This is a genomic window from Microbacterium sp. Root280D1 (genome assembly GCF_001428975.1).
Taxonomy (GTDB): Bacteria; Actinomycetota; Actinomycetes; order Actinomycetales; family Microbacteriaceae; genus Microbacterium.
The window spans coordinates 1,252,530-1,278,833 of sequence record NZ_LMJK01000002.1 but is presented as its reverse complement, the minus strand read 5'-3'; the positions used below and the strand labels follow the sequence as shown (position 1 = coordinate 1,278,833).

Here is a 26,304-nt window from a genome sequence, read left to right as displayed (position 1 = left end):
TAAGATAGAGAAGTTGCCCTTCGGGCCTGGTTGTGATGACTGGGTCGTGGGAGCATCCGATCCTTGAGAACTCAACAGCGTGCACTTGTCAAATGCCAAATAACCTCGATTCAGCTTCGGCTGGATGAGATTCCTTTGGATCAAAGACCAACCTCYTTGTGGGGTTGGCAACGGATAAAGTCAGCAATGATTTGTCTCTTTGGTCAGCATCAAACTCGCTGCGTCACCGTTTTCCCGGTGTCGTATGCATTTCTTTTTTACGGAGAGTTTGATCCTGGCTCAGGATGAACGCTGGCGGCGTGCTTAACACATGCAAGTCGAACGGTGAACACGGAGCTTGCTCTGTGGGATCAGTGGCGAACGGGTGAGTAACACGTGAGCAACCTGCCCCTGACTCTGGGATAAGCGCTGGAAACGGCGTCTAATACTGGATACGAGTAGCGACCGCATGGTCAGTTACTGGAAAGATTTATTGGTTGGGGATGGGCTCGCGGCCTATCAGCTTGTTGGTGAGGTAATGGCTCACCAAGGCGTCGACGGGTAGCCGGCCTGAGAGGGTGACCGGCCACACTGGGACTGAGACACGGCCCAGACTCCTACGGGAGGCAGCAGTGGGGAATATTGCACAATGGGCGCAAGCCTGATGCAGCAACGCCGCGTGAGGGATGACGGCCTTCGGGTTGTAAACCTCTTTTAGCAGGGAAGAAGCGAAAGTGACGGTACCTGCAGAAAAAGCGCCGGCTAACTACGTGCCAGCAGCCGCGGTAATACGTAGGGCGCAAGCGTTATCCGGAATTATTGGGCGTAAAGAGCTCGTAGGCGGTTTGTCGCGTCTGCTGTGAAATCCGGAGGCTCAACCTCCGGCCTGCAGTGGGTACGGGCAGACTAGAGTGCGGTAGGGGAGATTGGAATTCCTGGTGTAGCGGTGGAATGCGCAGATATCAGGAGGAACACCGATGGCGAAGGCAGATCTCTGGGCCGTAACTGACGCTGAGGAGCGAAAGGGTGGGGAGCAAACAGGCTTAGATACCCTGGTAGTCCACCCCGTAAACGTTGGGAACTAGTTGTGGGGTCCATTCCACGGATTCCGTGACGCAGCTAACGCATTAAGTTCCCCGCCTGGGGAGTACGGCCGCAAGGCTAAAACTCAAAGGAATTGACGGGGACCCGCACAAGCGGCGGAGCATGCGGATTAATTCGATGCAACGCGAAGAACCTTACCAAGGCTTGACATATACGAGAACGGGCCAGAAATGGTCAACTCTTTGGACACTCGTAAACAGGTGGTGCATGGTTGTCGTCAGCTCGTGTCGTGAGATGTTGGGTTAAGTCCCGCAACGAGCGCAACCCTCGTTCTATGTTGCCAGCACGTAATGGTGGGAACTCATGGGATACTGCCGGGGTCAACTCGGAGGAAGGTGGGGATGACGTCAAATCATCATGCCCCTTATGTCTTGGGCTTCACGCATGCTACAATGGCCGGTACAAAGGGCTGCAATACCGCGAGGTGGAGCGAATCCCAAAAAGCCGGTCCCAGTTCGGATTGAGGTCTGCAACTCGACCTCATGAAGTCGGAGTCGCTAGTAATCGCAGATCAGCAACGCTGCGGTGAATACGTTCCCGGGTCTTGTACACACCGCCCGTCAAGTCATGAAAGTCGGTAACACCTGAAGCCGGTGGCCTAACCCTTGTGGAGGGAGCCGTCGAAGGTGGGATCGGTAATTAGGACTAAGTCGTAACAAGGTAGCCGTACCGGAAGGTGCGGCTGGATCACCTCCTTTCTAAGGAGCATCTGACTCTTCGGAGTCCAGAACCCAGATCGAAGACGTTCGTTCTTCGCTGGGAGCTCATGGGTGGAACATTTGACATGGTGCGAAGGAAGAAGCTCTCGCTTAGTACACCGCTTGCGGTGGGAACGGGGAGGGTTTCGGATGTCGCACCTGCACGCTGTTGGGTCCTGAGGGACCGGATGCGATCTTCGGATCGTTTCTGTACCTCTGGGCCTCTTGTTGTTTCCCCTGTGGGGGTGGCGAGAAGGGGTACCGCCCGTACTTTGAGAACTACACAGTGGACGCGAGCATCTTGCAGCCGGCTTCGGTCGGTTGCACAAGATGATCTTAAAGATCATTAGTCAATTTCATGCCAGGCCTTCGTGCCTGGTGTCGATTCTGATTCAAACTCATGTGATTTCAAGTCTTTAAGAGCAAACGGTGGATGCCTTGGCATCTGGAGCCGAAGAAGGACGTAGCAATCTGCGATAAGCCTCGGGGAACTGATAAGCAAGTTTTGATCCGAGGGTGTCCGAATGGGGAAACCCCGCTGGGCGGCGTGCCGACCTAGTGACTCCCGCCTGAATATATAGGGCGGGTAGAGGGAACGTGGGGAAGTGAAACATCTCAGTACCCACAGGAAGAGAAAGCAACCGCGATTCCGTTAGTAGTGGCGAGCGAAACCGGAACAGGCTAAACCTAGCGTGTGTGATAGCCGGCAGGCGTTGCACGTTGGGGGTTGTGGGACTTTTCAGTCATCTCTGCCGAGATGGCGGCGTTACACGATGGTATAGACGAACGGTCTTGAAAGGCCGGTCATAGAGGGTGCCAACCCCGTAGTCGAAATGCCAACCGTGGCGCGAAGAGTATCCCAAGTAGCACGGGGCCCGTGAAATCCCGTGTGAATCTGTCAGGACCACCTGATAAGCCTAAATACTCCCAGATGACCGATAGCGGACAAGTACCGTGAGGGAAAGGTGAAAAGTACCCCGGGAGGGGAGTGAAATAGTACCTGAAACCGTTTGCTTACAAACCGTTGGAGCAGCCTTAGTAGCTGTGACAGCGTGCCTTTTGAAGAATGAGCCTGCGAGTTAGCGATATGTGGCGAGGTTAACCCGTTGAGGGGTAGCCGTAGCGAAAGCGAGTCTGAATAGGGCGATTCAGTCGCATGTCCTAGACCCGAAGCGAAGTGATCTATCCATGGCCAGGTTGAAGCGACGGTAAGACGTCGTGGAGGACCGAACCCACTTAGGTTGAAAACTGAGGGGATGAGCTGTGGATAGGGGTGAAAGGCCAATCAAACTTCGTGATAGCTGGTTCTCTCCGAAATGCATTTAGGTGCAGCGTTGCGTGTTTCTTGCCGGAGGTAGAGCTACTGGATGGCCGATGGGCCCTACAAGGTTACTGACGTCAGCCAAACTCCGAATGCCGGTAAGTGAGAGCGCAGCAGTGAGACTGTGGGGGATAAGCTTCATAGTCGAGAGGGAAACAACCCAGACCACCAACTAAGGTCCCAAAGCGCGTGCTAAGTGGGAAAGGATGTGGAGTTGCCTTGACAACCAGGAGGTTGGCTTAGAAGCAGCCACCCTTGAAAGAGTGCGTAATAGCTCACTGGTCAAGTGATTCCGCGCCGACAATGTAACGGGGCTCAAGCACGCCACCGAAGTTGTGGCATTGACATTATTGGTAGGCCTTCGTGGTCCAGCCGTGTYGATGGGTAGGAGAGCGTCGTGTGGCCAGCGAAGCGGCGGTGTAAACCAGCCGTGGAGGCTACACGAGTGAGAATGCAGGCATGAGTAGCGAAAGACGTGTGAGAAACACGTCCTCCGAAAGACCAAGGGTTCCAGGGTCAAGCTAATCTTCCCTGGGTAAGTCGGGACCTAAGGCGAGGCCGACAGGCGTAGTCGATGGACAACGGGTTGATATTCCCGTACCGGCGAAGAACCGCCCAAGCTAATCCAGTAGTGCTAAGTGTCTGAATCCCAGTGACTGATCCCTTCGGGGTGACGCGTTGGGCCTAGCGCACGACCCCATTCTGGTGCGGTTAGCGTATTAACAGGTGTGACGCAGGAAGGTAGTCCAAGCCAGGCGATGGTTGTCCTGGTGCAAGTGCGTAGGCCGAGAGATAGGCAAATCCGTCTCTCACATAGGCTGAGACACGATGCGGATAAAAAGTGGATGATCCTATGCTGCCAAGAAAAGCATCGACGCGAGGTTCTAGCCGCCCGTACCCCAAACCGACTCAGGTGGTCAGGTAGAGAATACCAAGGAGATCGAGAGAATCGTGGTTAAGGAACTCGGCAAAATGCCCCCGTAACTTCGGGAGAAGGGGGGCCTTCGACGTATTAGGACTTGCTCCGAAAGCGTTTGGAGGCCGCAGAGACTAGTGGGTAGCGACTGTTTACTAAAAACACAGGTCCGTGCCAAGTCGCAAGACGATGTATACGGACTGACGCCTGCCCGGTGCTGGAAGGTTAAGAGGACCGGTTAGCCGCAAGGCGAAGCTGAGAATTTAAGCCCCAGTAAACGGCGGTGGTAACTATAACCATCCTAAGGTAGCGAAATTCCTTGTCGGGTAAGTTCCGACCTGCACGAATGGCGTAACGACTTCCCAACTGTCTCAACCGCGAACTCGGCGAAATTGCATTACGAGTAAAGATGCTCGTTACGCGCAGCAGGACGGAAAGACCCCGTGACCTTTACTACAGCTTGGTATTGGTGTTCGGTGTGGCTTGTGTAGGATAGGTGGGAGACTGTGAAGCATGGACGCCAGTTCATGTGGAGTCATTGTTGAAATACCACTCTGGTCACTCTGGATATCTAACTTCGAACCGTAATCCGGTTCAGGGACAGTGCCTGGTGGGTAGTTTAACTGGGGCGGTTGCCTCCCAAAAAGTAACGGAGGCGCCCAAAGGTTCCCTCAACCTGGTTGGCAATCAGGTGTCGAGTGTAAGTGCACAAGGGAGCTTGACTGTGAGACTGACAGGTCGAGCAGGGACGAAAGTCGGGACTAGTGATCCGGCAGTGGCTTGTGGAAGCGCTGTCGCTCAACGGATAAAAGGTACCTCGGGGATAACAGGCTGATCTTGCCCAAGAGTCCATATCGACGGCATGGTTTGGCACCTCGATGTCGGCTCGTCGCATCCTGGGGCTGGAGTAGGTCCCAAGGGTTGGGCTGTTCGCCCATTAAAGCGGTACGCGAGCTGGGTTTAGAACGTCGTGAGACAGTTCGGTCCCTATCCGCTGCGCGCGTAGGAAATTTGAGAGGATCTGACCCTAGTACGAGAGGACCGGGTTGGACGAACCTCTGGTGTGTCAGTTGTTCCGCCAGGAGCACCGCTGATTAGCTACGTTCGGGATGGATAACCGCTGAAAGCATCTAAGCGGGAAGCCGGCCTCAAGATGAGATTTCCATACCTTCGGGTGAGAGGCTCCCAGCCAGACTACTGGGTTGATAGGCCAGATGTGGAAGTGCAGTAATGCATGCAGCTGACTGGTACTAATAAGCCGATGACTTGATAACACACCGTTTGTTGGTGCTACGCGTCCACTGAGTGGTTCTCGATGTACGGTCGAGAACCCTACAGACAACAATGATTTGTCTATAGGTTTGATTGAAACATCAATAGTGTTTCGGCGGCCATAGCGTGAGGGAAACGCCCGGTTTACATTCCGAACCCGGAAGCTAAGCCTCACAGCGCCGATGGTACTGCAGGGGGGACCCTGTGGGAGAGTAGGACACCGCCGGACTTCTTTTACCCCGGTTTACATTCCGAACCCGGAAGCTAAGCCTCACAGCGCCGATGGTACTGCAGGGGGGACCCTGTGGGAGAGTAGGACACCGCCGGACTTCTTTTAAGCAAATGGCCACCCATCGTTGGGTGGCCATTTTGCGTTAACAACATCTAGAACAGGGAGCATCATGCCGGAAGAGGAAGAGCGCCGTCCGCGTCGCAACAACGACCAGGGATCGCGCAGTAACCGACCTTCCGGAGGACGCTCGGAACAGAATCGCAGCAGCGGTCCGCGTCGCGACGACGCACCCCGCCGCGAGGGCGGTTACAGTCGTGACGGAGGAGCCCCCCGTTCTGGTGGGTACAACCGCGATGGTGGTGCCCCCCGTTCTGGTGGGTACAACCGCGATAACCGTGATGGTGGCGCTTCTCGTTCGGGCGGCTACAACCGCGACAACCGTGATGGTGGCGCTCCCCGTTCGGGCGGCTATARCCGCGATGGTGGTGCTCCGCGCACTGGCGGTTACAACCGCGATGGTGGTGCCCCGCGCACTGGCGGTTACAACCGCGACGGTGGGGCTCCCCGTTCGGGTGGGTACAACCGTGACAGCCGTGATGGTGGTGCTCCGCGTTCTGGTGGGTACAACCGCGACAATCGCGATGGTGGTGCTCCTCGCACTGGTGGGTACAACCGTGACAGCCGTGACGGTGGTGCTCCTCGCACTGGTGGGTACAACCGTGACAGCCGTGACGGTGGCGCTCCGCGTTCGGGCGGTTACAACCGTGACAGCCGTGACGGTGGCGCTCCTCGTACGGGCGGTTACAACCGTGACAGCCGTGACGGTGGCGCACCTCGTACCGGTGGCTACAACCGTGAAGGTGGCGCACCTCGTACCGGTGGCTACAACCGTGAAGGTGGCGCACCTCGTACCGGTGGCTACAACCGTGACGGTGGCGCACCTCGTACCGGTGGCTACAACCGTGAAGGTGGCGCACCTCGTACCGGTGGCTACAACCGTGACGGTGGTGCTCCCCGTACCGGTGGGTACAACCGCGACAACCGTGATGGTGGCGCTCCGCGTTCGGGCGGTTACAACCGTGACAGTCGCGACGGTGGCGCACCTCGTACCGGTGGCTACAACCGTGAAGGTGGCGCTCCCCGTACCGGTGGGTACAACCGCGACAGTCGCGACGGTGGCGCCCCCCGTACCGGCGGCTACAACCGCGACAACCGTGACGGTGGCGCACCGCGCTCGGGCGGCTACAACCGCGACAACCGCGATGGCGGGCCCCGCACGGGTGGCTACAACCGCGATGACCGCGCGCCGCGGCAGGACCGCGACTCGTCGCGCTCGTACCCGCAGCGTGGGGGAGTGGACCGTGAGCGTCCGGTGCAGGCATCGGGCGATCGTCCTCGCTTCAACGACCCGCACATCCCCGATGACGTCACGGCCCGTGACCTACACACGTCGGCGCGCAATGAGCTGAAGACCCTGAGCAAGGAGAACGCCGACCTCGTCGCTCGTCACCTCGCGATGGCGTCGCGTCTCATCGACGAGGATCCCGCTCTCGCTCATGAGCACGCTCTCGCAGCATCCCGCCGTGCCGGCCGCATCGCGATCGTCCGCGAGACCCTCGGGATCACCGCCTATGCGACCGAGGACTTCGCTCTTGCGCTGCGTGAGCTGCGCACGTACCGCCGCATCTCCGGCAAGGACGATCAGATCGCCCTGATGGTCGACAGCGAGCGGGGCATCGGCCGCCCCGACCGTGCGCTCGAGACCGGTCGCGCTGTCGACCGGACCGCTCTGACCACGCCCGTCCGTGTCTCGCTGGCGATCGCCATGTCGGGTGCACGTCTGGATCAGGGCGACCTCGAACTCGCGCTCGGCGAACTCGAGATCCCTGAGCTCGACCCCGACCGCGCATTCGAGTGGAGCCCCGCGCTCTTCGCTGCGCGCGCCGCCGTGCTCGAGGACCTGGGGCGCACCGACGAGGCAGAGTTCTGGGCGCATCGCGCCGAGGTCGCTGCGGAAGCGCTGGGCGTCGACGAAGCCGGTGATGAGGAGATCATCATCGAAGACGGTCTCATCGAAGGTGACTTCGATGACGACCATGCTGAAGACGGCCGGTCCGATTCTGAGTCCGACGATTCTGAGTCCGACGACTCGGAGTCCGACGATTCCGGGTCAGACGATTCTGAGTCCGAACTGGAGCCCGCCGAGTCCGACGAGACCATCGCGGCTGCAGGTGCTGAAGAGGCGGACACCGAGTCCGATATCGAGCCGGAACCGTCGATCGACGATGAGGTACGTGAGCTTCTCGGCGAGGACGAGGACGAGGACGGCGACCTCGCCGACATCGACGCGAAGCGCACAGCATCCGAGCCCTCTGAGGAGGCGTAGTGGGGCTGTTCTCCAAGAAGTCCGCACTGCGCACGCCGCTCGACGGCGTCGACGCCGTGCTCGCTGACCTGGATGGCGTCGTCTATGCGGGCCCTGGCGCGCTGCCCTACGCGGTGGAGAGCCTCAACGCGGCCGGTGAGACCGCGAGACTCGGTTACATCACGAACAACGCGTCGCGCACCGACGCGTCGGTCGCCGAGCACCTCAGCAGCCTGGGTCTCGACGTCGCCCCGGCTGATGTCATCACCAGCCCGCAGGCCGCCATGCGGCTGCTCGCCGGGATCGTGCCCCCTCCGGCGACGTTGCTGATCGTCGGGGGAGCCGGGCTCGTGGACGAGGCCGAGAAGGCCGGTTACACGGTGACTCGCAGTGCTGAGGATGCTCCGGATGCGGTCGTGCAGGGCTTCGCCCCTGAGGTCGCCTGGACGGACCTCGCAGAAGCGGCATTCGCCCTGAAGCTCCCCGAAGATGAGGGCGGCATCCCGTGGATCGCCACCAACACCGACTGGACGATCCCGCGCGAACGCGGCGTCGCCCCGGGCAACGGGACGCTCGTGTCCGCCGTGCACACGGCGATCGGTCGGCTCGCGACAGTGGCAGGCAAACCGGAGACTCCGATCTTCGAGGAGGCCACGTCGCGCTTCGGCGCGACGAAGCCGCTGTTCATCGGCGACCGTCTCGACACCGACATTCTCGGGGCGGTGAGGGCGGGTATCGACTCCGCGCTGGTGCTCACGGGCATCGACCGGCCGAAGCATGTGCTCGCGGCACCGGAAGGATCCCGTCCGACGTACATCCTGAGCGATCTGCGGGAACTGCACCAGCCGTACCCGGAGCTCACGTCCAAGGACGGCGTCTATTCGGTCAACGGCGCGTCTGTCCGCGTCAGCGGTGCGGATGTCGAGATCATCGCCGAGGGCGAGGCGCAGATCGATCTGCTGCGCGCCGGGGCAGCCGCGATCTGGGCTTCCGGGACACCGGTGTTCGTGCTTCGCGTCCCTGAGCGCCTCTACGACGACCCCTTCCACCGGCCCTGACGGGCAGCCGGGCCCTCGCCGTGGCTCCGACGACGTGTCGGCCCTGCCGCGTACAGTAGAAGCGTGAGCGAAGAGACGACGAACGCACCGACCGATGGTCTGTGGAGTCGCCTGCGCCTGATCGAGGGGCAGCCTCTCGCTGCCAGAGCAGACGCCTACTCCGGGCTGCATGACGAGCTGTCCCGCCGCCTCGACAGCGGCGCGAGACTCGATCAGCGCGATGCGCCGGGCGCCCGATGACGCGACTCGACGCTGCCCTCGCCGCGCGAGGACTCGCCCGCTCACGCACCCACGCCGCAACCCTGATCGCTGACGGTCTGGTGAGCATCGACGGCCGACCGGTCGTGAAGGCGTCGACGCCTGTCAGCGATGAGGCCGAGATCTCCGTCGCGGGTGCCGACCACTATGTCGGTCGCGGCGCGCACAAGCTGGTCGCCGCGCTCGACGGCTTCGGCATCTCTGCCGAAGGGCGCCTGGCGCTCGACATGGGTGCCTCCACCGGTGGCTTCACCCAGGTGCTGCGTGAGCGCGGAGCGCGTCGTGTGCTGGCCGTCGACGTCGGACACGATCAGATGGCCGCTGCCGTCGCGTCCGATCCCGGTGTGGTGCGCGTCGAGGGGTACAACGTCCGATACATGACCCCAGAGAACCTGAGGGAGGTGACCGGGGAGGACGCAGCCCCCGACCTCATCGTGGGCGACCTCTCGTTCATCTCGCTCGAGCATGTCCTGCCGGCCGTCGCGAGCGTGGCAGCGGCGGGATCCGACATCGTGCTGCTGGTCAAACCCCAGTTCGAGGTCGGTCGAACGGCCGTGCGCGGGGGACTGGTGACAGACCCCGCCACGCGCGCCGACGCCGTCGCGCGGACGGCCTGGAGCGCTTGGGACGCGGGGCTCGGCATGCTCGGCATCCTGTCCTCCCCGATTCTCGGGACCCACGGGAACACGGAATACCTTCTGCACCTCGCACCGGGCCGCGGCAGTGATCCGTCAGAATGGTCGGACCGCATCAACGAACTGACAGGGAGACGATGAACGAGCGCAACATCCTGGTCGTCGCCCATGCCGGCAGGGAAGACACGGTCGAAGCGGCCCTCCGCGTGGTCGATGCGCTGCGTGGCGCGGGGGCGCGCCCCGTGCTCGCCGCCGACGACAGCCTCGACCTGCGTGCCGTCGATGCCCGCTTCGCGGATGTCGACGTGCTCGGCGAGACGGTGCAGCAGGAGCAGCTCGAGCTCGCGATCGTCCTGGGCGGCGACGGCACGATCCTGCGAGCCGCCGAGCTGGTGCGCGGCTGCGCGGCTCCCGTGCTCGGGATCAACATGGGCCACGTCGGATTCCTCGCGGAGATCGACCGCGATGACATGGATGCCGCCATGCGCCGCGTCATCGACCGCGACTACGAGGTCGAAGAGCGTCTCGCGCTGTCGGTCCGGGTCAAGGACGTCGACGGCGAGGTGGTCTACGAGACGTTCGCCCTCAACGAGGCGACTGTCGAGAAGGCGAGTCGGGAGCGCATGATCGAGGTCGTGCTCGAGATCGACGGACGCCCCCTCTCGAGCTTCGGATGCGACGGAATGGTCGTGTCCACTCCGACCGGGTCCACGGCCTACAACTTCTCCGCGGGCGGTCCGGTCATCTGGCCGAGCGTCGAAGCCATCGCGGTGGTGCCGCTCTCGGCGCACGCGCTCTTCGCCAAGCCGCTGGTGGTCAGCCCCGATGCCGCCGTGGCCATCGAGATGCTCGAAGGCACGTCCGGCGCCGGCATCCTCTGGTGCGACGGGCGACGATCCCACGACCTGCCGCCGGGGGCCCGAGTCGTCGTGCGGCGATCATCGCGCCCCGTGCGCCTCGCGCGTCTGCACCCGACCGCGTTCACCGATCGTCTGGTGCGCAAGTTCCAGTTGCCGGTCGCGGGATGGCGCGGGCAGGGGGCAGCGTCATGATCGAGGAGATGCGGATGCAGGGACTCGGCGTGATCGCCGACGCCGTGCTGCCTCTCGGGCCTGGATTCACCGCGATCACAGGTGAGACCGGTGCAGGCAAGACGATGGTCGTGACCGGCCTCGGGCTGCTGCTCGGTCAGCGCGCCGATTCCGGAGCGGTGCGTGCCGGTGCCACCCAGGCCTCGGTCGCGGGTGTGTGGATCGTCCCCGAGACCGGCGACGTCGCGGACATCGTGGCAGACGCCGGGGGCGAGCTGGAACCCGCCGGTTCCGGTGCCGCAGAGCTGTACGTCTCACGCACGCTGAGCGCCGAGGGACGCAGCCGTGCGAGCGTCGGAGGACGCGCGGCGCCGGCGGGTGTGCTATCGGCCCTGGCCGAGGAGCTGGTCGTCGTGCACGGTCAGTCCGAGCAGCTCAGGCTGCGCTCTGCCGCTGCGCAGCGCGATGCGCTCGATCGCTTCGGAGGAGCGCCGATCGCCCGGGCGCTCGACGCCTACGCATCGTCGTTCACCCGGTGGCGCGAACTGGATTCCGAAATCGCGGACATCACCGAGAACCGTGATCGCCGAGCCGACGAGGCCTCCCGGCTTCGGGAGGCACTTGCTCTCATCGAGGCTGCCGCCCCCGAACCGGGCGAGGACGTCGAGCTGTCGGCACGGGCCGAGCGCCTGGCGAACGCCGAGGAGCTGCGCCTCGCGGCCTCGCTCGCCCACGGCGCGCTCTCGAACGAAGAGGGCGAGCCCGACGCATCCGCGTTGATCGCCGAGGCGCGTCGCGCGCTCGAACGGGTCTCCGACGCCGCGCTCACCGAGATATCCGCAGGCCTCGCCGACATCGGCTACCGGATCGCCGACATCGCCGGACAGCTCTCCGCCTACCTCGCCGATCTCGACGAATCGGGACCGCACGAGCTCGCGGCGGTGGAAGAGCGGCGCGCGGCACTGAGCACGCTCATCCGTGCGCACGGTTCGCTGGACGAGGCTCTCGAGCTGTGGCAGACCGGATCGACCCGGCTCGCCGAACTCGAAGACGACGGCGAGCGGCTCGCACGCCTCGAGGCCGAACGGGACGCCGCTCGTGCAGAGCTGGATTCCCGGGCCGAGGCACTGACCGCGGAGCGCACCGCAGCCGCAGCACGACTGGGCGTCGCCGTGAGCGATGAGCTGCACGAGCTCGCCATGCCGGACGCGACTCTCGAGGTCGCGGTCACGCCCGGGGCGGAGAGCGCTCACGGCCGCGACGACGTCGCCATCCTGCTCGCGCCCCACCCCGGTGCCGAACCTCGATCCGTCTCGAAGGGGGCATCCGGCGGTGAGCTGTCGCGCGTGATGCTCGCCATCGAGGTCGTGATCGCCGGCACCGACCCCGTGCCGACCTTCGTCTTCGACGAGGTCGATGCCGGCATCGGCGGTGCGGCGGCGATCGAGGTCGGCCGACGACTCGCCCGACTCGCAGAGAAGTCGCAGGTGATCGCCGTGACTCATCTGGCTCAGGTCGCCGCGTTCGCCAACAACCACCTGTCCGTCGTGAAATCCCACGACGGAGCAGTCACCGCATCGAGTGTCCGCCGTCTCGAAGGCCAGGAGCGCGAGGCCGAGATGGCCCGACTGCTGTCCGGATTGACCGATTCGGATGCCGCGATCACCCACGCCCGAGAACTTCTCAGCCTCGGCGCCCTCACCTCCTGATAGGATCGAAGCCCGTGATGAACTCTTCTTCTGCGGGGCCCAAGAACGACACGACCAAGCACATCTTTGTGACGGGTGGTGTCGTTTCGTCTTTGGGTAAGGGGCTCACTGCCGCAAGCCTCGGCAACCTCCTCACCGCACGCGGACTCCGCGTCGTGATGCAGAAGCTCGACCCGTATCTCAACGTCGATCCGGGCACGATGAACCCGTTCCAGCACGGTGAGGTCTTCGTCACGGATGACGGTGCCGAGACCGACCTCGACATCGGCCACTACGAGCGCTTCCTCGACATCAACCTGTCGCAGGCGGCGAACGTCACGACCGGTCAGATCTACTCGCAGGTCATCGCCCGCGAGCGTCGCGGCGAGTACCTCGGCGACACCGTGCAGGTCATCCCGCACATCACCGATGAGATCAAGCGCCGCATGCGTCTGCAGGCGACCGAGGATCCTCGCCCCGACGTGATCATCACCGAGGTCGGCGGAACGGTCGGCGACATCGAGTCGCAGCCGTTCCTCGAGGCCGCTCGTCAGCTGCGTCACGAGCTCGGACGCGACAGCGTGTTCTTCGTGCACGTCTCGCTGGTTCCGTTCATGGGCGCATCCGGTGAGCAGAAGACGAAGCCGACCCAGCACTCGGTGGCGGCCCTCCGTCAGGTCGGCATCCAGCCCGATGCCCTCGTGCTCCGCAGCGACCGGCCTGTGAGCGAGAGCAACCGCAACAAGATCGCACTCATGTGCGACGTCGACGCCGAGGGCGTCATCAACACGGTCGATCTGCCGAGCATCTACGACATCCCCTCGACGCTCAACGACCAGGGGCTCGACTCGTACATCGTGCGCCGCCTCGGACTCGACCAGAAGGCTGCCGATGAGGTGGACTGGTCGCGCTGGAGCAAGGTCCTCCACGCCGTGCACAACCCGAAGCACGAGGTCACCATCGGCCTGGTCGGCAAGTACATCGACCTGCCGGACGCCTACCTCTCGGTGACCGAAGCGCTGAAGGCCGGCGGTTTCGCACAGGAGACCAAGGTCAACATCCGCTGGATCCCGTCGGACCGCTGCGAGACCCCCGAGGGCGCCCGCGAGCAGCTCGCCGCACTCGACGGCATCTGCGTTCCCGGTGGCTTCGGCATCCGTGGGATCGAGGGCAAGCTCGGTGCGCTGAAGTTCGCGCGCGAGCAGGGAATTCCGACCCTCGGCCTCTGCCTCGGCCTCCAGTGCATGGTCATCGAATACGCCCGTGATGTCGCCGGCATCGAGGGCGCGTCGTCGAGCGAGTTCGACCCCGAGACGACCGAGCCGGTCATCGCCACGATGGCGGAGCAGATCGAGATCCTCGACGGTGGAGACCTGGGTGGCACGATGCGGCTCGGCCTCTACAAGGCGGCGCTGGCGGAGGGCTCCCTGGCGAGCGAGCTGTACGGCGGCCCCGAGGCGTCGGAGCGTCACCGCCACCGCTACGAGGTCAACAACGCCTACCGTGCGCGTCTCTCCGAGGCCGGTCTGGTCTTCTCGGGTCTCAACCCCGAGCTCGACCTGGTCGAGTACGTCGAGCTCCCGCGGGACGTCCACCCGTACTACATCGCCACCCAGGCGCACCCGGAGCTCCGCTCGCGCCCGACCGACCCGCACCCGCTGTTCCGTGGCCTGGTCGGGGCTGCGATCGAGCGTCACCGCTCGAGCGAGCTCTTCGACGTCGAGGCCGATGCCGAGTTCGGCGAAGCAGTCGCCTGAGCGTGGCGAAGCCCATGTCTGAGTTCGATGAGCTGAGAGACGAGCCCTTCCAGCCGGAGGTTCTGCAGAGCGACCTCGTCTACGAGGGTGCCGTCTGGAATGTGCGCGACGACCGTGTGCGTTACGGCGACGGGGAGATCCGCCGTCAGTATGTCGCGCACACCGGCGCCGTAGCGATCCTCGCGCTCGATGACCAGGGTCGCGTACTGCTGATCCAGCAGTACCGGCACCCGATCCGTCACCGCGACTGGGAGCTGCCGGCAGGTCTGCTCGACATGCCGGGGGAGGAGCCCCTCGCGGCAGCTCAGCGCGAGCTGGCGGAGGAGGCCGATCTCGTCGCCGCGCACTGGGAGCCGCTCGTATCGTCGTGGACGACCCCGGGTGGCAACGACGAGGTCATCCACGTCTTCCTCGCGAGTGGTGTGTCGACGGCGAACGAAGCGCACGCGCGCGTGGACGAAGAGGCTGACATCCGCGTGGAGTGGGTGCCGCTCGATGCCGCGGTCGCCGCGGTGCTCGATGGGCGGATGCGCAACGGCATCCTCAGCATCGGCGTCCTCGCGGCCGCCCAGAGGCTGCGCGACCGGAGCTGAGCATGCAGCTCGACCGAGCGTTGGACACGTATCTGCGCCACGTCACGATCGAGCGCGGCCTCAGCGAGCACACCATCTCGGCGTATCGACGCGACCTCGACACGTATCTGGAGTGGCTCGTGTCCGAGGGGGTGACGGACACCGCTGAGATCAGCGCTGCGGTCGTCGGACGCTTCATCGCCGATCGCTCCGGGGCCGATCCGGCTCCTGCGGCGACGAGCCTCGCCCGTCTGCAGTCGTCGGTGCGCGGATGGCACCGGTTCCTGGCGCGTGAAGGGATCGAACCGGATGACCCGAGCGGCCGTCTCCGTCCGCCCAAGGCCCCGCGGCGTCTGCCGAAGGCCCTGACGATCGACCAGGTCGAGAGCCTCCTCGGCGCCCCCAGCGCGGAGGATCCGCTGGGCATCCGTGACCGGGCCCTGCTCGAGCTGCTCTACGCGACCGGCGCTCGTGTGTCGGAGGCCGTCGGGCTCGACGTCGACGACCTCGCTCATGGCGATGTCCTGCGCCTCCGCGGCAAGGGGTCGAAGGAACGTATCGTGCCGATCGGCTCGTTCGCCCGCGCAGCGGTGGACGCGTACCTCACCCGGGTCCGTCCCGGGCTCGCAGTGAAGGGTCGGGCGTCGGCGCGGCTGTTCCTCGGCGCGCGCGGTGCGCCCCTGTCGCGCCAGAGCGCCTGGCTGGTCATCCGCGCGGCCGCGGAGAACGCGCACATCACCGCCGAGGTCTCACCGCACACGCTGCGGCACTCGTTCGCCACGCACCTGCTGCAGGGCGGCGCAGACGTGCGCGTCGTGCAGGAGCTGCTCGGACACGCCTCGGTCGCGACGACCCAGATCTACACGCACGTGTCTGTCGACACGCTGCGCGACATCTACGCGACGTCGCACCCTCGCGCCCGGTGAGCCGAGCTGCGGCCAAAACGCGGGATCGCCGCGGGCGAGGCGTGGAACCCTCCGGGCGATCGGTAGACTCGATCAAGCACGAAACGAGCAGGAGAATCGGTGGCTGAGAACGCGGCGAAGTCCAGGGCGAAGACGTCGAAGACCGACGACACCCCCATGGGACCCACCGGGCGTCCCTATCACGGCTTCGCGACCCCTGCTCCGCTCGCCTCGCATGGTCCCGCCCGCATCATCGCCCTCTGCAATCAGAAGGGCGGCGTCGGCAAGACGACGACCTCGATCAACCTCGCTGCGGCTCTCGCCGAATATGGCCGGAAGGTCCTCGCGGTCGACTTCGACCCGCAGGGCGCACTGTCGGCAGGTCTCGGCATTCAGACGCACGATGTGCCCACGATCTACGATCTGCTGCTCGACACCAAGCGCGACGCACATGATGCGATCGTGCACTCGGGTGTGGAGGGCCTCGACGTCATGCCGGCGAACATCGACCTGTCGGCCGCTGAGGTGCACCTCGTGAACGAGGTCGCCCGCGAGACGATCCTCGCCCGTGTCCTCCGCCAGGTCGCGGGGGAGTACGACGTCATCCTCATCGACTGCCAGCCCTCGCTCGGTCTGCTGACGGTCAACGCGCTGACCGCCGCTCACGGCGTCATCATCCCGCTCGAGTGCGAGTTCTTCGCGCTTCGCGGTGTGGCGCTGCTGATCGAGACGATCGACAAGGTGCGCGACCGGCTGAACCCGTCGATCACCATGGACGGCCTCCTCGCCACCATGTACGACCCGCGCACCCTGCACTCGCGTGAGGTTCTCGAGCGTGTGGTCGAGGCGTTCGGGGACGACGTCCTGGAGACCGTGATCGGTCGAACCGTCAAGTTCCCCGATGCATCGGTGTCCGGTGTGCCGATCACCGAGTTCGCTCCGGAGCACGCTGCCGCGCAGGCGTACCTGCGACTGGCGCGGGAGCTGGTCGCCCGTGGCGCTGTCGCCTGAGCTCGAGCCGCCAGACACCCCGGCTCAGTCCGTCTCGCCCGTTCAGTCCGTCGCGGACATCGGCTCAGACATCGCTGACACCGCACCGCCGGCGGATGCCGGGTTCCGCGTCTCACTGTCGAACTTCGACGGCCCGTTCGACCTTCTGCTGAACCTCATCTCGAAGCACGAGATGGACATCACCGAGGTGTCGCTGAGCGCCGTCACGAACGAGTTCATCGCATACCTCAAGGAGCTCGACGACGACGAGGAGCTCGATCAGGCGTCCGAGTTCCTGGTGGTCGCAGCGACGCTGCTCGACATGAAGGTGGCGGGACTGCTGCCTCAGGGCGAGCTGGTGGATGCCGAAGCCGTCGCTCTCCTCGAAGCACGTGACCTCCTCTTCGCGCGACTCCTGCAGTACCGCGCCTTCAAAGAGGTCTCGGCGTGGTTCGCCCGATGCCTGCAGCGCGAGGACCGTCGGCACGTGCGTGCTGTCCGGCTGGATGAGAAGCACAGGCGAAAGACCCCCGAGCTCGTGTGGTCGCTCAGCGCGGATGACTTCGCCGCGCTCGCGCTCCTCGCGTTCGCGCCGAAGGAGATCCCGCATGTCGGCCTCGATCACCTGCACGCTCCGCTCGTCAGCATCCGCGAACAGGCCGCGATCGTGGTCACTCTGCTGCGCGCGGCGGAGTCCGTGAGCTTCCGCGAGCTGGTCGCAGGTGTGAGCGAGCCCGGGATCGTGGTCGCGCGGTTCATCTCCGTGCTGGAGCTCTACCGGCACGCCGCACTCTCCTTCGAGCAACTGGAACCGCTCGGCGAGCTCACGCTGCGCTGGGCAGCCGACTCCTGGTCGGACGAGACACTGGCATCCCTGGGAGCCGACTATGACCGATGACACCGTTGACGCAGCGACCGGAGCCGTGACCGAGCCGGCCGTGCGTGACACGCCCCTCTCCGAGCGCATCGAGGCGATCCTGCTGATCATCGACGAGCCGATCGGACTCGTCGCTCTCGCCGCTGCCGTCGGATCACCGGTCGCGGCCGTCCGACAGACGATCGAGACGCTGGTCGACGATTACGACGGCAAGGGTCACGGACCGCGACGGGGTTTCGAGCTGCGTGAGGTCGGCGGGGGGTGGCGCCTGTACGTCCGGGAGGATCACGACGACGTCGTCGCGGAGTTCGTCGGGGGACAAGCGCCGGCGCGACTCTCGCAGGCGGCGCTCGAGACGCTCGCGGTGATCGCCTACAAGCAGCCCGTCACGCGCAGCCAGGTGGCGTCGATCCGCGCGGTGAACGTCGACTCCGTCGTGCGGACGCTCCTCGCACGAGGTCTCATCACCGAGCTGTTCGCGGACTCCGAGACCGGCGCCATCAACTACGGCACGACCGACGCTCTGCTGCAGCACCTGGGCATCAACTCGCTCGACGAGCTGCCCCCCATCTCTCCTCTGCTCGACGACGGCGCGGACGGCTTCGACGAAGGGACCATCCGATGATCTCGGTCGTCCTGACGGCAGCGACCGGCCGCGACGGCGCGACGCGCAGAATCAGTTTCAACGAAGGGACCATCCGATGAGCGGCTTCGAGACACCAGAGGGCATCCGCCTGCAGAAGGTGCTGTCGGCGGCGGGCGTGGCCTCGCGACGCGTGATCGAGCAGTACATCGTCGAAGGGCGCATCCGTGTCAACGGCGTGACCGTCACCGAGCTCGGCCGTCGCGTCGACCCCGAGACCGATCTCATCGATGTGGACGGCACCGCTGTTCAGCTCGATGTGTCGAAGCGCTATGTGATGCTGAACAAGCCCACCGGGGTCGTCAGCAGCATGCGGGACGAGAACGATCGCCCGGATCTGCGCCGGTTCACCGAGGACTACGAGGAGCGGCTCTACAACGTCGGGCGGCTCGACGCGGAGACCAGCGGGCTGCTCGTGCTGACCAACGACGGAGACCTCGCTCACGTGCTCGCTCACCCGTCGTTCGGGGTGACCAAGGTCTACATCGCCAAGGTCGAAGGCGAAGTGACCGCGCAGACGATCTCGAAGCTCACCCGGGGCATCGAGCTCGACGACGGTCCGATCGCGGCAGACAAGGCGAGGCTGCTCGACACCTCTCGCGGGTCGAGTCTCGTCGAGCTGACACTGCACTCCGGGCGCAATCGCATCGTCCGACGGATGCTGGCAGCGGTCGGCCACCCGGTGACCGAACTCGTGCGCCGCCAGTTCGGCCCGCTGCACCTGGGAACCCTCCCGGTTGGGAAGACGCGCGAACTGACTAAAATCGAACTCGGCGCACTCTTGACTCTGTCGCGCCGTGATTCCGGTGTCGCCGAGGCGCCAGGCGAGCAACAGGAGAACGAGTGACCGATACGACGAGTGCGCCCACGGGGGCTCGGAGTTCTGTCGCGCCACGAATCGCGGCCAGACTCTCGGGAACCGTTCGCGTCGTCGGCGCCGGGCTGCTCGGCGCGAGCATCGGACATGCCCTTCGTGCGAAGGGTGTCGACGTGGTGCTCGCCGACACCTCGCCCGCCCAGCTGCGTCTCGCGATCGACTACGGGGCGGGCCGCTCGGCCGCCGAGGACGATTCGCCGGTGCTGATCGTGGTCGCCGTGCCGCCGGATGTCACCGCGGATGTCATCGAGTCGGAGCTGAGTCGTTTCCCTCACGCTGTCGTCACCGACGTGGCGAGTGTCAAGCTCGAGCCCCTGCACAGCCTGCAGCACCGTGGCGTCGACCTCACCCGCTACATCGGCTCGCACCCCCTCGCCGGACGCGAGCGCGGCGGAGCGATCTCTGCGCGCGCCGACCTCTTCGTGGGCCGCCCCTGGGTGGTGTGCCGGGATGCCGACACGACCGCCACCGATCTCGCGCTCGTCGAAGCGCTCGCCCTCGATGTCGGAGCGATGCCGCTCGAGATGACTCCCGAGGAGCACGACCGCTCGGTCGCTCTCACCTCCCACGTTCCTCAGGTCGTCGCGAGCCTGCTCGCCGGCCGTCTCGCCACCGCCGACGAGGGTGCGCTGCGCCTCTCCGGCCAGGGCGTCCGCGACACGACGCGTATCGCGGCATCCGCACCCGAACTCTGGGTGCAGATCCTCGGAGCGAACGCCGGGCCCGTGGTCGAGATCCTCGACGCTCTGGCATCCGATCTCCGCGAAGTGTCGGACGCTCTGCGCGCGCCCGAGGCCCCCGGGGCTCGGCGTGTGGTCGCCGAGACGATCCGGCAGGGCAACGACGGCGTCGAACGTCTTCCCGGAAAGCATGGGCAGAACCAGCGATTCGAGTCCCTGGTCGTGATGGTCGACGACACCGCCGGCCAGCTCGGTCGACTGTTCGGCGAACTCGGAGAGCTCGGCGTCAACGTCGAGGACCTCCGTCTCGAGCACTCGCCGGGCGCGCAGTTCGGCCTGGCCGAGATCAGCGTCGACCCTGCTGCGCTGCACGGGGCGATCACCGGACTTCAGGAACGCGGCTGGCGGATTGCAGGTACGACCAATGACTGATTTCATCGCGATCGACGGGCCCGCCGGCTCCGGCAAGTCCAGCGTGTCCAAGGCGGTCGCTCGGGCTCTGGGCTTCGGCTACCTCGACACCGGCTCCGCGTACCGCGCTCTCGCCTGGCATGTGCTGGATCGAGGCACCGACACGGCGGATGCCGCGGCGGTGCTCGACGCCGTCTCCGACTTCCCTGTGCGCCTCGGCCTCGACCCCGACGATCGCACCGTGCTCGTCGGAGAGGTCGACGTCACGGACGCGATCCGCGAACCATCGGTCTCGAGCGCGGTGAGCGGCGTCGCCCGTGTGCCCGAGGTGCGGGACCGGGTCAATCGTCTCTTCCGCACCCTCGTCGCCGAGGCGCCGTACCCGGCGGTCGTCGTCGAGGGGCGGGACATCACCACCGTGGTGGCTCCCGACGCCCCGGTGCGCATCCTCCTCACGGCTGCGCCCGAGGTGCGCGCCGCACGACGTGCCGGCGAGCTCGCCGGCGAGAACGCCGAGGCCGTCGCGGCCGCACTGCACAAGCGCGACGCATCAGACAGCGCCGTCGTCGACTTCCTGAACGCCGCAGACGGCGTCGAGGTCGTCGATTCGACGGAGCTCGATTTCACACAGACCATCGACGCCGTCCTCGCGGTGATCGAACGAATCCGAGGAGTACACCATGGCTGACGACGAATACGAAGGCGGCCCCGACCAGCTCGCCGAGAAGATGGAGTCGCTCGACGAGCAGCTCGCCGAGGCGCGCGCCGAGACCCTGCGCGCCGGCCTCGCCGACTACGACCTGGACGATGAAGATGCCGCCCTTCTCGCCGGCATCACGATGGGTGAGGACGGGATCCAATTCTTCCCGGCCCTGCCGGTCGTCGCGATCGTCGGTCGACCGAACGTCGGCAAGTCGGCTCTCGTCAACCGCATCCTCGGCCGTCGTGAGGCAGTCGTCGAGGACACCCCCGGCGTGACCCGCGACCGCGTGACGTACAAGGCCGAGTGGGCCGACCGTCGCTTCTCGCTCGTCGACACGGGCGGCTGGGAGCCCGACGCCCGCGGCATCGACCGCTCGGTCGCCGCGCAGGCGGAGGTCGCGATCGACCTCGCCGACATCGTGCTGTTCGTCGTCGACGCCATGGTCGGCGCCACGTCGACCGATGAGCACGTCGTGAAGCTGCTGCGCAAGAGCGGCAAGCCGGTCTTCCTCGTCGCCAACAAGATCGACGACGCTCGTCAGGAGCCTGAGGCTGCGGCTCTCTGGAACCTCGGCCTCGGCGAGCCCTACCCGGTGTCGGCGATCCACGGTCGTGGCGTCGCCGATCTGCTCGACCAGCTGCTGAAGAAGCTGCCGGATGTCTCCGCGGTCGCGAAGGCCGAGATCGGCGGGCCGCGGCGCGTCGCGATCCTCGGTCGCCCGAACGTCGGCAAGTCCTCGCTGCTCAACAAGGCGGCCGGCGAAGAGCGCGTGGTCGTGAACGACCTCGCGGGAACCACCCGTGACCCGGTCGATGAGATTGTCGAGCTCGGTGGCAAGCTCTGGCGCCTCGTCGACACCGCCGGCATCCGCCGCCGGGTGCACATGGCGCAGGGTGCTGACTTCTACGCGTCGCTGCGCACGTCCGCTGCTCTCGAGAAGGCGGAGGTCGCGGTCGTCGTCCTCGATGTGTCCGAGACGATCAGCGAGCAGGACGTCCGCATCATCGATCTCGTGCTCGAGTCGGGCCGCTCTCTCGTGCTGGCATTCAACAAGTGGGATCGTCTGAACGATGACGACCTCGAGAACGCCGATCGACGTCGGTACCTCGAGCGTGAGATCGAGCAGGACCTGGCGCACGTCGCCTGGGCGCCCCGAGTGAACATCTCGGCCAAGACCGGTCGTCACCTCGACAAGCTCGTGCCGGCGCTCGAGACGGCGTTGGAGAACTGGGACCGTCGCATCCCGACGGGCAAGTTCAACGCCTTCCTCGCAGAGCTCGTCGCCGAGCACCCGCACCCGCTGCGTGGCGGAAAGCAGCCGCGCATCCTGTTCGGCACGCAGGCATCGACGCGTCCGCCGACGTTCGTGCTGTTCACGACGGGATTCCTCGACCCGGGCTACCGCCGCTTCATTCAGCGTCGTCTGCGCGAGCTCTACGAATTCGACGGAACTCCGATCGTCATCAACATGAGGGTCCGCGAGAAGCGCCAGCGCTGATCGCACCCGATTCGACAGCTGTGCCCGCGCGATTCCGCGCGGGCACAGCTGTTCCCGCGTATGACCCCGGCGGATGCCGACAGCCGGATGCTGTGACAGGCTGAAGGGGTGACTGTCGTACCTCCCGCCGCAGGTGAACCCCGCCGCCCAGATGGGCCGCGAAACCCGGGCGACGCCTGGGTGATCGCCCCCTCGGGGGAGAAGTACTGGGGGCGCTTCGGCGCGGCTGGACTGCTCGCCGTCGATCCGGAACGCGGGATCCTTCTTCAGCACCGGGTGTCCTGGTCGCACTTCGGTGGGACATGGGGGTTGCCTGGCGGCGCCATGCACGAGGGCGAGAGCGCGATCGTGGGCGCAGTGCGCGAGGCGCAGGAAGAGGCCGGGGTTCCGGATGCGGCCGTGCGACCCCGGTTCACCAGCGTGCTCGATCTGGACGTGTGGTCGTACACGACCGTCATCGCCGATGTGGTGCGTCCGTTCGACCCCGTGATCAGTGACCCCGAGAGCGTGGCTCTCGAGTGGGTGCCCGTCGATGAGGTGGACGCACGGCCGTTGCACCCCGGTTTCGGTAGCGCCTGGCCCGCTCTGCGCACCCTGCTCGATGTGCGCCTGTCGCTCGTCGTCGACGCCGCCAACGTGGTCGGCTCTGTGCCGAACGGATGGTGGAGAGATCGTGCCGGTGCGACGGCTCGTCTTGCCTCGCGCCTCGACGGACTCGCTGTGCCCGCGGCCGACCTCGGGGTCGGGGGAGCGACCTGGTTCCCGGAGATCGCTCTCGTCGTCGAGGGACAGGCGCGCGGGATCGTGACTCCGTCGTCGGACGCCGATGCGGAGGTGCCCGAGCTGCTTCCCGCAGGTGGCGTCTCGATCGTCCGCGCCGACGGGGGCGGAGACGATGCGATTGTGGCTGAGGTGGAGCGTCGGACGCATGCTGGGCAGCATGTCGTGGTCGTCTCGAGCGACCGCGAGCTGCAGAAACGCGTCGACGCAGCGGGCGCGGCGCAAGTGCGCTCGGCGGGCTGGCTGTTGAGCGTGCTCCCGCAATAGTCGGGGCCGCTTTCGTCTCAGTGCGTGCTCCGCTCCGTCTCAGCGCGCGCTCCGCTTCGTCTTGGCTGTGCGCCCCCTCGTCCGACGATGGCTGCGCTCAGCCTGAGGGGCGTTGCGCTCAGCGTGACGCGTGCTGCGCTCAGCGTGAGGATGCTGCGCTCAGCGTGACGTGTGATGCGCTCAGCGTGAGGGTGCCGCACTCAGCGTGACGTGTGCTGCGCTCAGACGAACATCACTCTTCGTCGCGGTGGGTCGACATACTCGCGGCCGAGCGGACTCGTCCACGTGAGCGACCCGTCAGAGGTCTGGCGCGCCGTCCACCGATGCCGCTCATGGATGTCCGGATGCTTGAGCGAGTGGTGCGTCGTGCAGAAGTGGCTGAGATTGTCGACGCGCGTGCGTCCACCACGGGCGTGGTCGTGGTTGTGGTCGATCTCGCAACGATGCACCGGCATCCTGCATCCGGGAAACCTGCAGTGCTGATCGCGCGCTCTGAGGAACCGCCGCATCTGCTCTGTCGGGGAGTAGGAGTCGGTCTCCGTGACCAGTCCCTGCGCGTCGAGGAACAGACGCGCCCACCCGGTGCGATGTCCTGCGAGTCCCCGCGCGACGTCGGGATCGAGCGGCCCGTGTCCGTCGAGTTCAGCGGGACGATCGTCCTCCCCGGCGAGAGTGCTTGCAGCGACGGTGACCTGGATGCGGGCGGAGATGTTCTCCAGCCCTGTGCCTGTCGCTTCGCTCGGATCGGCAGTGAGGAGCAGGTCAGCCAGCACATCGGCGCGCATCTGGTCGAATGTGCGAGCGTCGCCGGAGAGGTGCTCGATGTCAGGGCTCGAGGGGTCGGCCATCGGGTCGATCAGTCCGGCAAGCGGGTCGGTGACGAACGTGCCGTCGGCGGCGATCACCGCTGTGTCGAAGTAGGACTCGTATCGGGGATCATCGGGCGAGAGGTCGTCGAGGTAGAGCGAGCCCTCCGGTTCGTCCAGCGGCTCGAGGATAGGCTCCTGCTCGTTGCGGGTGCGAGTGATGTGCCGGGCCATCTGCGTGAGTCGATCGGAGATCGCCACCGCGACCCACTCGGGCAGGATCGCCGTGAGGGCAGCAAGCCCGTCGCCGACGGACTTGACGGTGACACACCGTTCCGCGGCCGCTCGGCGATGCTGCTCGACGACGGTCTCGCCGACGAGAGCTGCCGCCACCTGACGTGCATGGGTCTTCGTTCTCGGTGCCGTGTCGTTCTCAGCGACCACCAGAACGGCAGCCTCGTAGACGCTCATCGTCTCGGCGTCCACCCGCCCATCGCGGATGGCGTCGTCGACGATCTCGCTCGCTCGCACGATCTCACGGACATGACGCACGCCGATCGACCCGACAGAGAAGGCGGCCTGCACGGCCGGGAGCGTGCGCGTCAGAGTGCGTGCATCGGTGAAGGCGTACTCGACCGAACCTTTCGGGATGTGACCGGCCGCGGAGTACTCTGCGACCATCGAGCGGTAGATCGCCTCGCGATGGTGCGGGCTCTCCGAGACGTCGCTGTCGTGCATGCCGATCCGCTCGACCAGCAGCGCGTAGGACTCGGCCTCGAGCGCAGCGATCTGGCGGCGCGTGGCGACCCATTCGTCGAGCAGGCGGCAGCGCTCCTCGAGATCGAGGTCGAAGTCGGTACGCCGGGTCATAGGTCCACATTAGAACCTATGTTCGACCGCATCCAGGCTCAACCCTGGAATATGCCGTCATCCTCGTATCCTCGCCCGCGCAGCTTGTCGATGTCGCGACGCTCGCGTTTCGTGGGTCGCCCCGCCCCCCGATCACGCAGTCCGAGAGCCGCCTGCGGTTCGCGCTCCGGTGTGCGATCCTCATACGCCAGCGCAGCGAGAGGGGCACCGACGCGCTTGACGAGCAGCTGACGCACGATGAGAATCCGATCGAATCCGGCGATCCGGATGCGCAGTTCGTCGCCGACGCGGATGTGCTGAGCAGCCTTCACTTTGTCGCCGTTCACGCGCACATGCCCCGCACGGCATGCAGTGGTGGCGGCCGAGCGCGTCTTGTAGACGCGGATCGCCCAGAGCCAGCTGTCGACCCGTGCTGCATCCGCCATCAGATGTCTCGCTTTCTCAGTGCGATCAGGGTGCCGGCGATGATCAGACCCTGCCCGAGCGTGTAGGTGGCCATGATGGCGGGGCTGCTCCAGTCCGGCAGGGAACCGGGCAGGAAGAGCCGAAGAGCCAAGAGAGTGTCACTGGCGAGAAAGAAGGCGCCGCCGATCGACACGAGCGCAGAGCATCGAGTGGCGGCGGCCGCTGTGCTCGCGAGGACGAGACCGTAGACAGCCACCGCGATCAGCAGCCCGCCGGCGTGCGGACCGATGAACACCAGCATCACCACCCACCAAGCGGCGTAGACGAGCGCCCACCACGGCATCCGCCGCGCGGCGAGATGGCGCATGAAGAGCGCGATGTATGCCAGATGCGCGATGCCGAAGAACAGGAGCATCAGAGGCACTTCTGGCGCCGCCGGGAAGAACACCCCTGCGCTGTCGCCGAGCCACGAGAACAGGAGTGCCGCGATGGTCAACGCCAGCGCCGAGCGTTCCGCGGCGCGACCCACTGACACGAACACGGGCACGGCGAGCAAGGGCATGAGCAGGAGCTTCGTCGGCCCGGCTGCGGGGCTGCCGACGCTCAGCAGCGCCACGTGAGCCGCCGATGCCGCCGCATAGGGCAGAAAGGCCCAGAGAAGCGGGTCGGACGGACGGCGTCGCTGCATCTCACCATCGTAGGGCGG

20 protein-coding genes and 3 rRNA genes are annotated in these 26,304 nt (G+C 65.4%); 20 read left to right on the top strand and 3 right to left on the bottom strand.

Annotated elements, in window-relative coordinates:
• Positions 1–256 precede the first annotated feature (256 nt).
• The 20 genes from ASE34_RS12405 to ASE34_RS12310 all read left to right on the top strand — a co-directional run bounded on the left by ASE34_RS12405 (position 257) and on the right by ASE34_RS12310 (position 23,517).
• Positions 257–1,781 (top strand): 16S ribosomal RNA (locus tag ASE34_RS12405).
• A 406-nt stretch (positions 1,782–2,187) separates the two neighbouring features.
• Positions 2,188–5,292, top strand: a 23S ribosomal RNA gene (locus ASE34_RS12400).
• 109 nt (positions 5,293–5,401) lie between these two features.
• Positions 5,402–5,519: ribosomal RNA gene (gene rrf, locus ASE34_RS12395) — 5S ribosomal RNA — on the top strand.
• Together the 16S, 23S and 5S rRNA genes form the textbook arrangement of a ribosomal RNA operon.
• A 1,357-nt stretch (positions 5,520–6,876) precedes the next feature.
• Positions 6,877–7,908: a hypothetical protein gene (locus tag ASE34_RS12385; protein WP_235567496.1), complete on the top strand. Its 1,032-nt coding sequence runs from the start codon at positions 6,877–6,879 to the stop codon at positions 7,906–7,908.
• Positions 7,908–8,945 carry an HAD-IIA family hydrolase gene (locus ASE34_RS12380; protein ID WP_056278997.1) on the top strand — a complete coding sequence of 346 codons (1,038 nt, stop codon included), beginning with the start codon at positions 7,908–7,910 and terminating at the stop codon, positions 8,943–8,945. Before ASE34_RS12385 ends, ASE34_RS12380 begins: the two co-directional genes overlap by 1 nt.
• A gap of 63 nt (positions 8,946–9,008) precedes the next feature.
• Positions 9,009–9,185: a hypothetical protein gene (locus ASE34_RS18025; RefSeq protein WP_171821925.1), complete on the top strand. Its 177-nt coding sequence runs from the start codon at positions 9,009–9,011 to the stop codon at positions 9,183–9,185.
• Complete coding sequence (locus ASE34_RS12375) at positions 9,182–9,979, top strand: TlyA family RNA methyltransferase (protein WP_056278996.1); 798 nt, start codon at positions 9,182–9,184, stop codon at positions 9,977–9,979. The genes ASE34_RS18025 and ASE34_RS12375 overlap by 4 nt, the downstream gene beginning before the upstream one ends.
• Complete coding sequence (locus tag ASE34_RS12370; protein WP_053096854.1) at positions 9,976–10,890, top strand: NAD kinase; 915 nt, start codon at positions 9,976–9,978, stop codon at positions 10,888–10,890. The genes ASE34_RS12375 and ASE34_RS12370 overlap by 4 nt, the downstream gene beginning before the upstream one ends.
• A complete protein-coding gene (recN, locus tag ASE34_RS12365) occupies positions 10,887–12,578 on the top strand; it encodes a DNA repair protein RecN (protein WP_056279129.1) in 1,692 nt (563 codons plus the stop codon). The genes ASE34_RS12370 and recN overlap by 4 nt, the downstream gene beginning before the upstream one ends.
• 17 nt (positions 12,579–12,595) lie before the next feature.
• Complete coding sequence (locus tag ASE34_RS12360) at positions 12,596–14,314, top strand: CTP synthase (protein WP_053096852.1); 1,719 nt, start codon at positions 12,596–12,598, stop codon at positions 14,312–14,314.
• Between the two features lie 14 nt (positions 14,315–14,328).
• Positions 14,329–14,907 carry an NUDIX domain-containing protein gene (locus ASE34_RS12355; RefSeq protein WP_053099170.1) on the top strand — a complete coding sequence of 193 codons (579 nt, stop codon included), beginning with the start codon at positions 14,329–14,331 and terminating at the stop codon, positions 14,905–14,907.
• Positions 14,908–14,909: 2 nt separating this feature from the next.
• Positions 14,910–15,812 (top strand): site-specific tyrosine recombinase XerD, encoded by a 903-nt coding sequence (xerD, locus tag ASE34_RS12350; protein ID WP_056278995.1) that lies wholly within the window; start codon positions 14,910–14,912, stop codon positions 15,810–15,812.
• A 156-nt stretch (positions 15,813–15,968) separates the two neighbouring features.
• Positions 15,969–16,802, top strand: a complete 834-nt coding sequence (locus tag ASE34_RS12345) for a ParA family protein (protein WP_053099169.1) — start codon at positions 15,969–15,971, stop codon at positions 16,800–16,802.
• Positions 16,803–16,860: 58 nt separating this feature from the next.
• Positions 16,861–17,679, top strand: a complete 819-nt coding sequence (locus ASE34_RS12340; RefSeq protein WP_056279127.1) for a segregation and condensation protein A — start codon at positions 16,861–16,863, stop codon at positions 17,677–17,679.
• Entirely contained in the window at positions 17,669–18,283 is a 615-nt protein-coding gene (gene scpB / locus ASE34_RS12335) for an SMC-Scp complex subunit ScpB (protein ID WP_056278994.1), read from the top strand. The genes ASE34_RS12340 and scpB overlap by 11 nt, the downstream gene beginning before the upstream one ends.
• A gap of 76 nt (positions 18,284–18,359) precedes the next feature.
• A complete protein-coding gene (locus tag ASE34_RS12330) occupies positions 18,360–19,148 on the top strand; it encodes a pseudouridine synthase (protein WP_056278993.1) in 789 nt (262 codons plus the stop codon).
• The gene (locus ASE34_RS12325; protein ID WP_082297845.1) at positions 19,145–20,290 is read left to right on the top strand and encodes a prephenate dehydrogenase; all 1,146 of its coding nucleotides are present in this window, start codon (positions 19,145–19,147) and stop codon (positions 20,288–20,290) included. Before ASE34_RS12330 ends, ASE34_RS12325 begins: the two co-directional genes overlap by 4 nt.
• Positions 20,283–20,957 (top strand): (d)CMP kinase, encoded by a 675-nt coding sequence (gene cmk, locus ASE34_RS12320; protein WP_056278992.1) that lies wholly within the window; start codon positions 20,283–20,285, stop codon positions 20,955–20,957. The genes ASE34_RS12325 and cmk overlap by 8 nt, the downstream gene beginning before the upstream one ends.
• Complete coding sequence (gene der / locus ASE34_RS12315) at positions 20,950–22,470, top strand: ribosome biogenesis GTPase Der (protein ID WP_053096842.1); 1,521 nt, start codon at positions 20,950–20,952, stop codon at positions 22,468–22,470. The genes cmk and der overlap by 8 nt, the downstream gene beginning before the upstream one ends.
• Positions 22,471–22,578: 108 nt before the next feature.
• On the top strand, positions 22,579–23,517 hold the full coding sequence (locus tag ASE34_RS12310) for an NUDIX domain-containing protein (protein WP_056278991.1): 939 nt from the start codon (positions 22,579–22,581) through the stop codon (positions 23,515–23,517).
• Between the two features lie 221 nt (positions 23,518–23,738).
• On the opposite strand, the gene ASE34_RS12305 is transcribed toward ASE34_RS12310, so the two are convergent.
• Genes ASE34_RS12305 through ASE34_RS12295 form a run of 3 tightly spaced genes read right to left on the bottom strand, consistent with a single transcriptional unit; the run spans position 23,739 to position 26,286 of the window.
• Positions 23,739–25,193: an HNH endonuclease signature motif containing protein gene (locus ASE34_RS12305; RefSeq protein ID WP_056278990.1), complete on the bottom strand. Its 1,455-nt coding sequence runs from the start codon at positions 25,191–25,193 to the stop codon at positions 23,739–23,741.
• Positions 25,194–25,231: 38 nt separating this feature from the next.
• Positions 25,232–25,618, bottom strand: a complete 387-nt coding sequence (locus ASE34_RS12300; protein WP_053096838.1) for an RNA-binding S4 domain-containing protein — start codon at positions 25,616–25,618, stop codon at positions 25,232–25,234.
• Positions 25,618–26,286: a lysoplasmalogenase family protein gene (locus tag ASE34_RS12295; RefSeq protein ID WP_056278989.1), complete on the bottom strand. Its 669-nt coding sequence runs from the start codon at positions 26,284–26,286 to the stop codon at positions 25,618–25,620. The genes ASE34_RS12300 and ASE34_RS12295 overlap by 1 nt, the downstream gene beginning before the upstream one ends.
• Positions 26,287–26,304: the final 18 nt, after the last annotated feature.

Coding starts and splice junctions, on each gene's coding strand:
- ASE34_RS12375 (WP_056278996.1), top strand. CDS start 9,182: ATGACGCGACTCGACGCTGCCCTCGCCGCGCGAGGACTCGCCCGCTCA.
- ASE34_RS12370 (WP_053096854.1), top strand. CDS start 9,976: ATGAACGAGCGCAACATCCTGGTCGTCGCCCATGCCGGCAGGGAAGAC.
- recN (WP_056279129.1), top strand. CDS start 10,887: ATGATCGAGGAGATGCGGATGCAGGGACTCGGCGTGATCGCCGACGCC.
- ASE34_RS12360 (WP_053096852.1), top strand. CDS start 12,596: ATGAACTCTTCTTCTGCGGGGCCCAAGAACGACACGACCAAGCACATC.
- ASE34_RS12355 (WP_053099170.1), top strand. CDS start 14,329: ATGTCTGAGTTCGATGAGCTGAGAGACGAGCCCTTCCAGCCGGAGGTT.
- xerD (WP_056278995.1), top strand. CDS start 14,910: ATGCAGCTCGACCGAGCGTTGGACACGTATCTGCGCCACGTCACGATC.
- ASE34_RS12345 (WP_053099169.1), top strand. CDS start 15,969: ATGGGACCCACCGGGCGTCCCTATCACGGCTTCGCGACCCCTGCTCCG.
- scpB (WP_056278994.1), top strand. CDS start 17,669: ATGACCGATGACACCGTTGACGCAGCGACCGGAGCCGTGACCGAGCCG.
- ASE34_RS12330 (WP_056278993.1), top strand. CDS start 18,360: ATGAGCGGCTTCGAGACACCAGAGGGCATCCGCCTGCAGAAGGTGCTG.
- cmk (WP_056278992.1), top strand. CDS start 20,283: ATGACTGATTTCATCGCGATCGACGGGCCCGCCGGCTCCGGCAAGTCC.
- der (WP_053096842.1), top strand. CDS start 20,950: ATGGCTGACGACGAATACGAAGGCGGCCCCGACCAGCTCGCCGAGAAG.
- ASE34_RS12305 (WP_056278990.1), bottom strand. CDS start 25,193: ATGACCCGGCGTACCGACTTCGACCTCGATCTCGAGGAGCGCTGCCGC.
- ASE34_RS12300 (WP_053096838.1), bottom strand. CDS start 25,618: ATGGCGGATGCAGCACGGGTCGACAGCTGGCTCTGGGCGATCCGCGTC.
- ASE34_RS12295 (WP_056278989.1), bottom strand. CDS start 26,286: ATGCAGCGACGCCGTCCGTCCGACCCGCTTCTCTGGGCCTTTCTGCCC.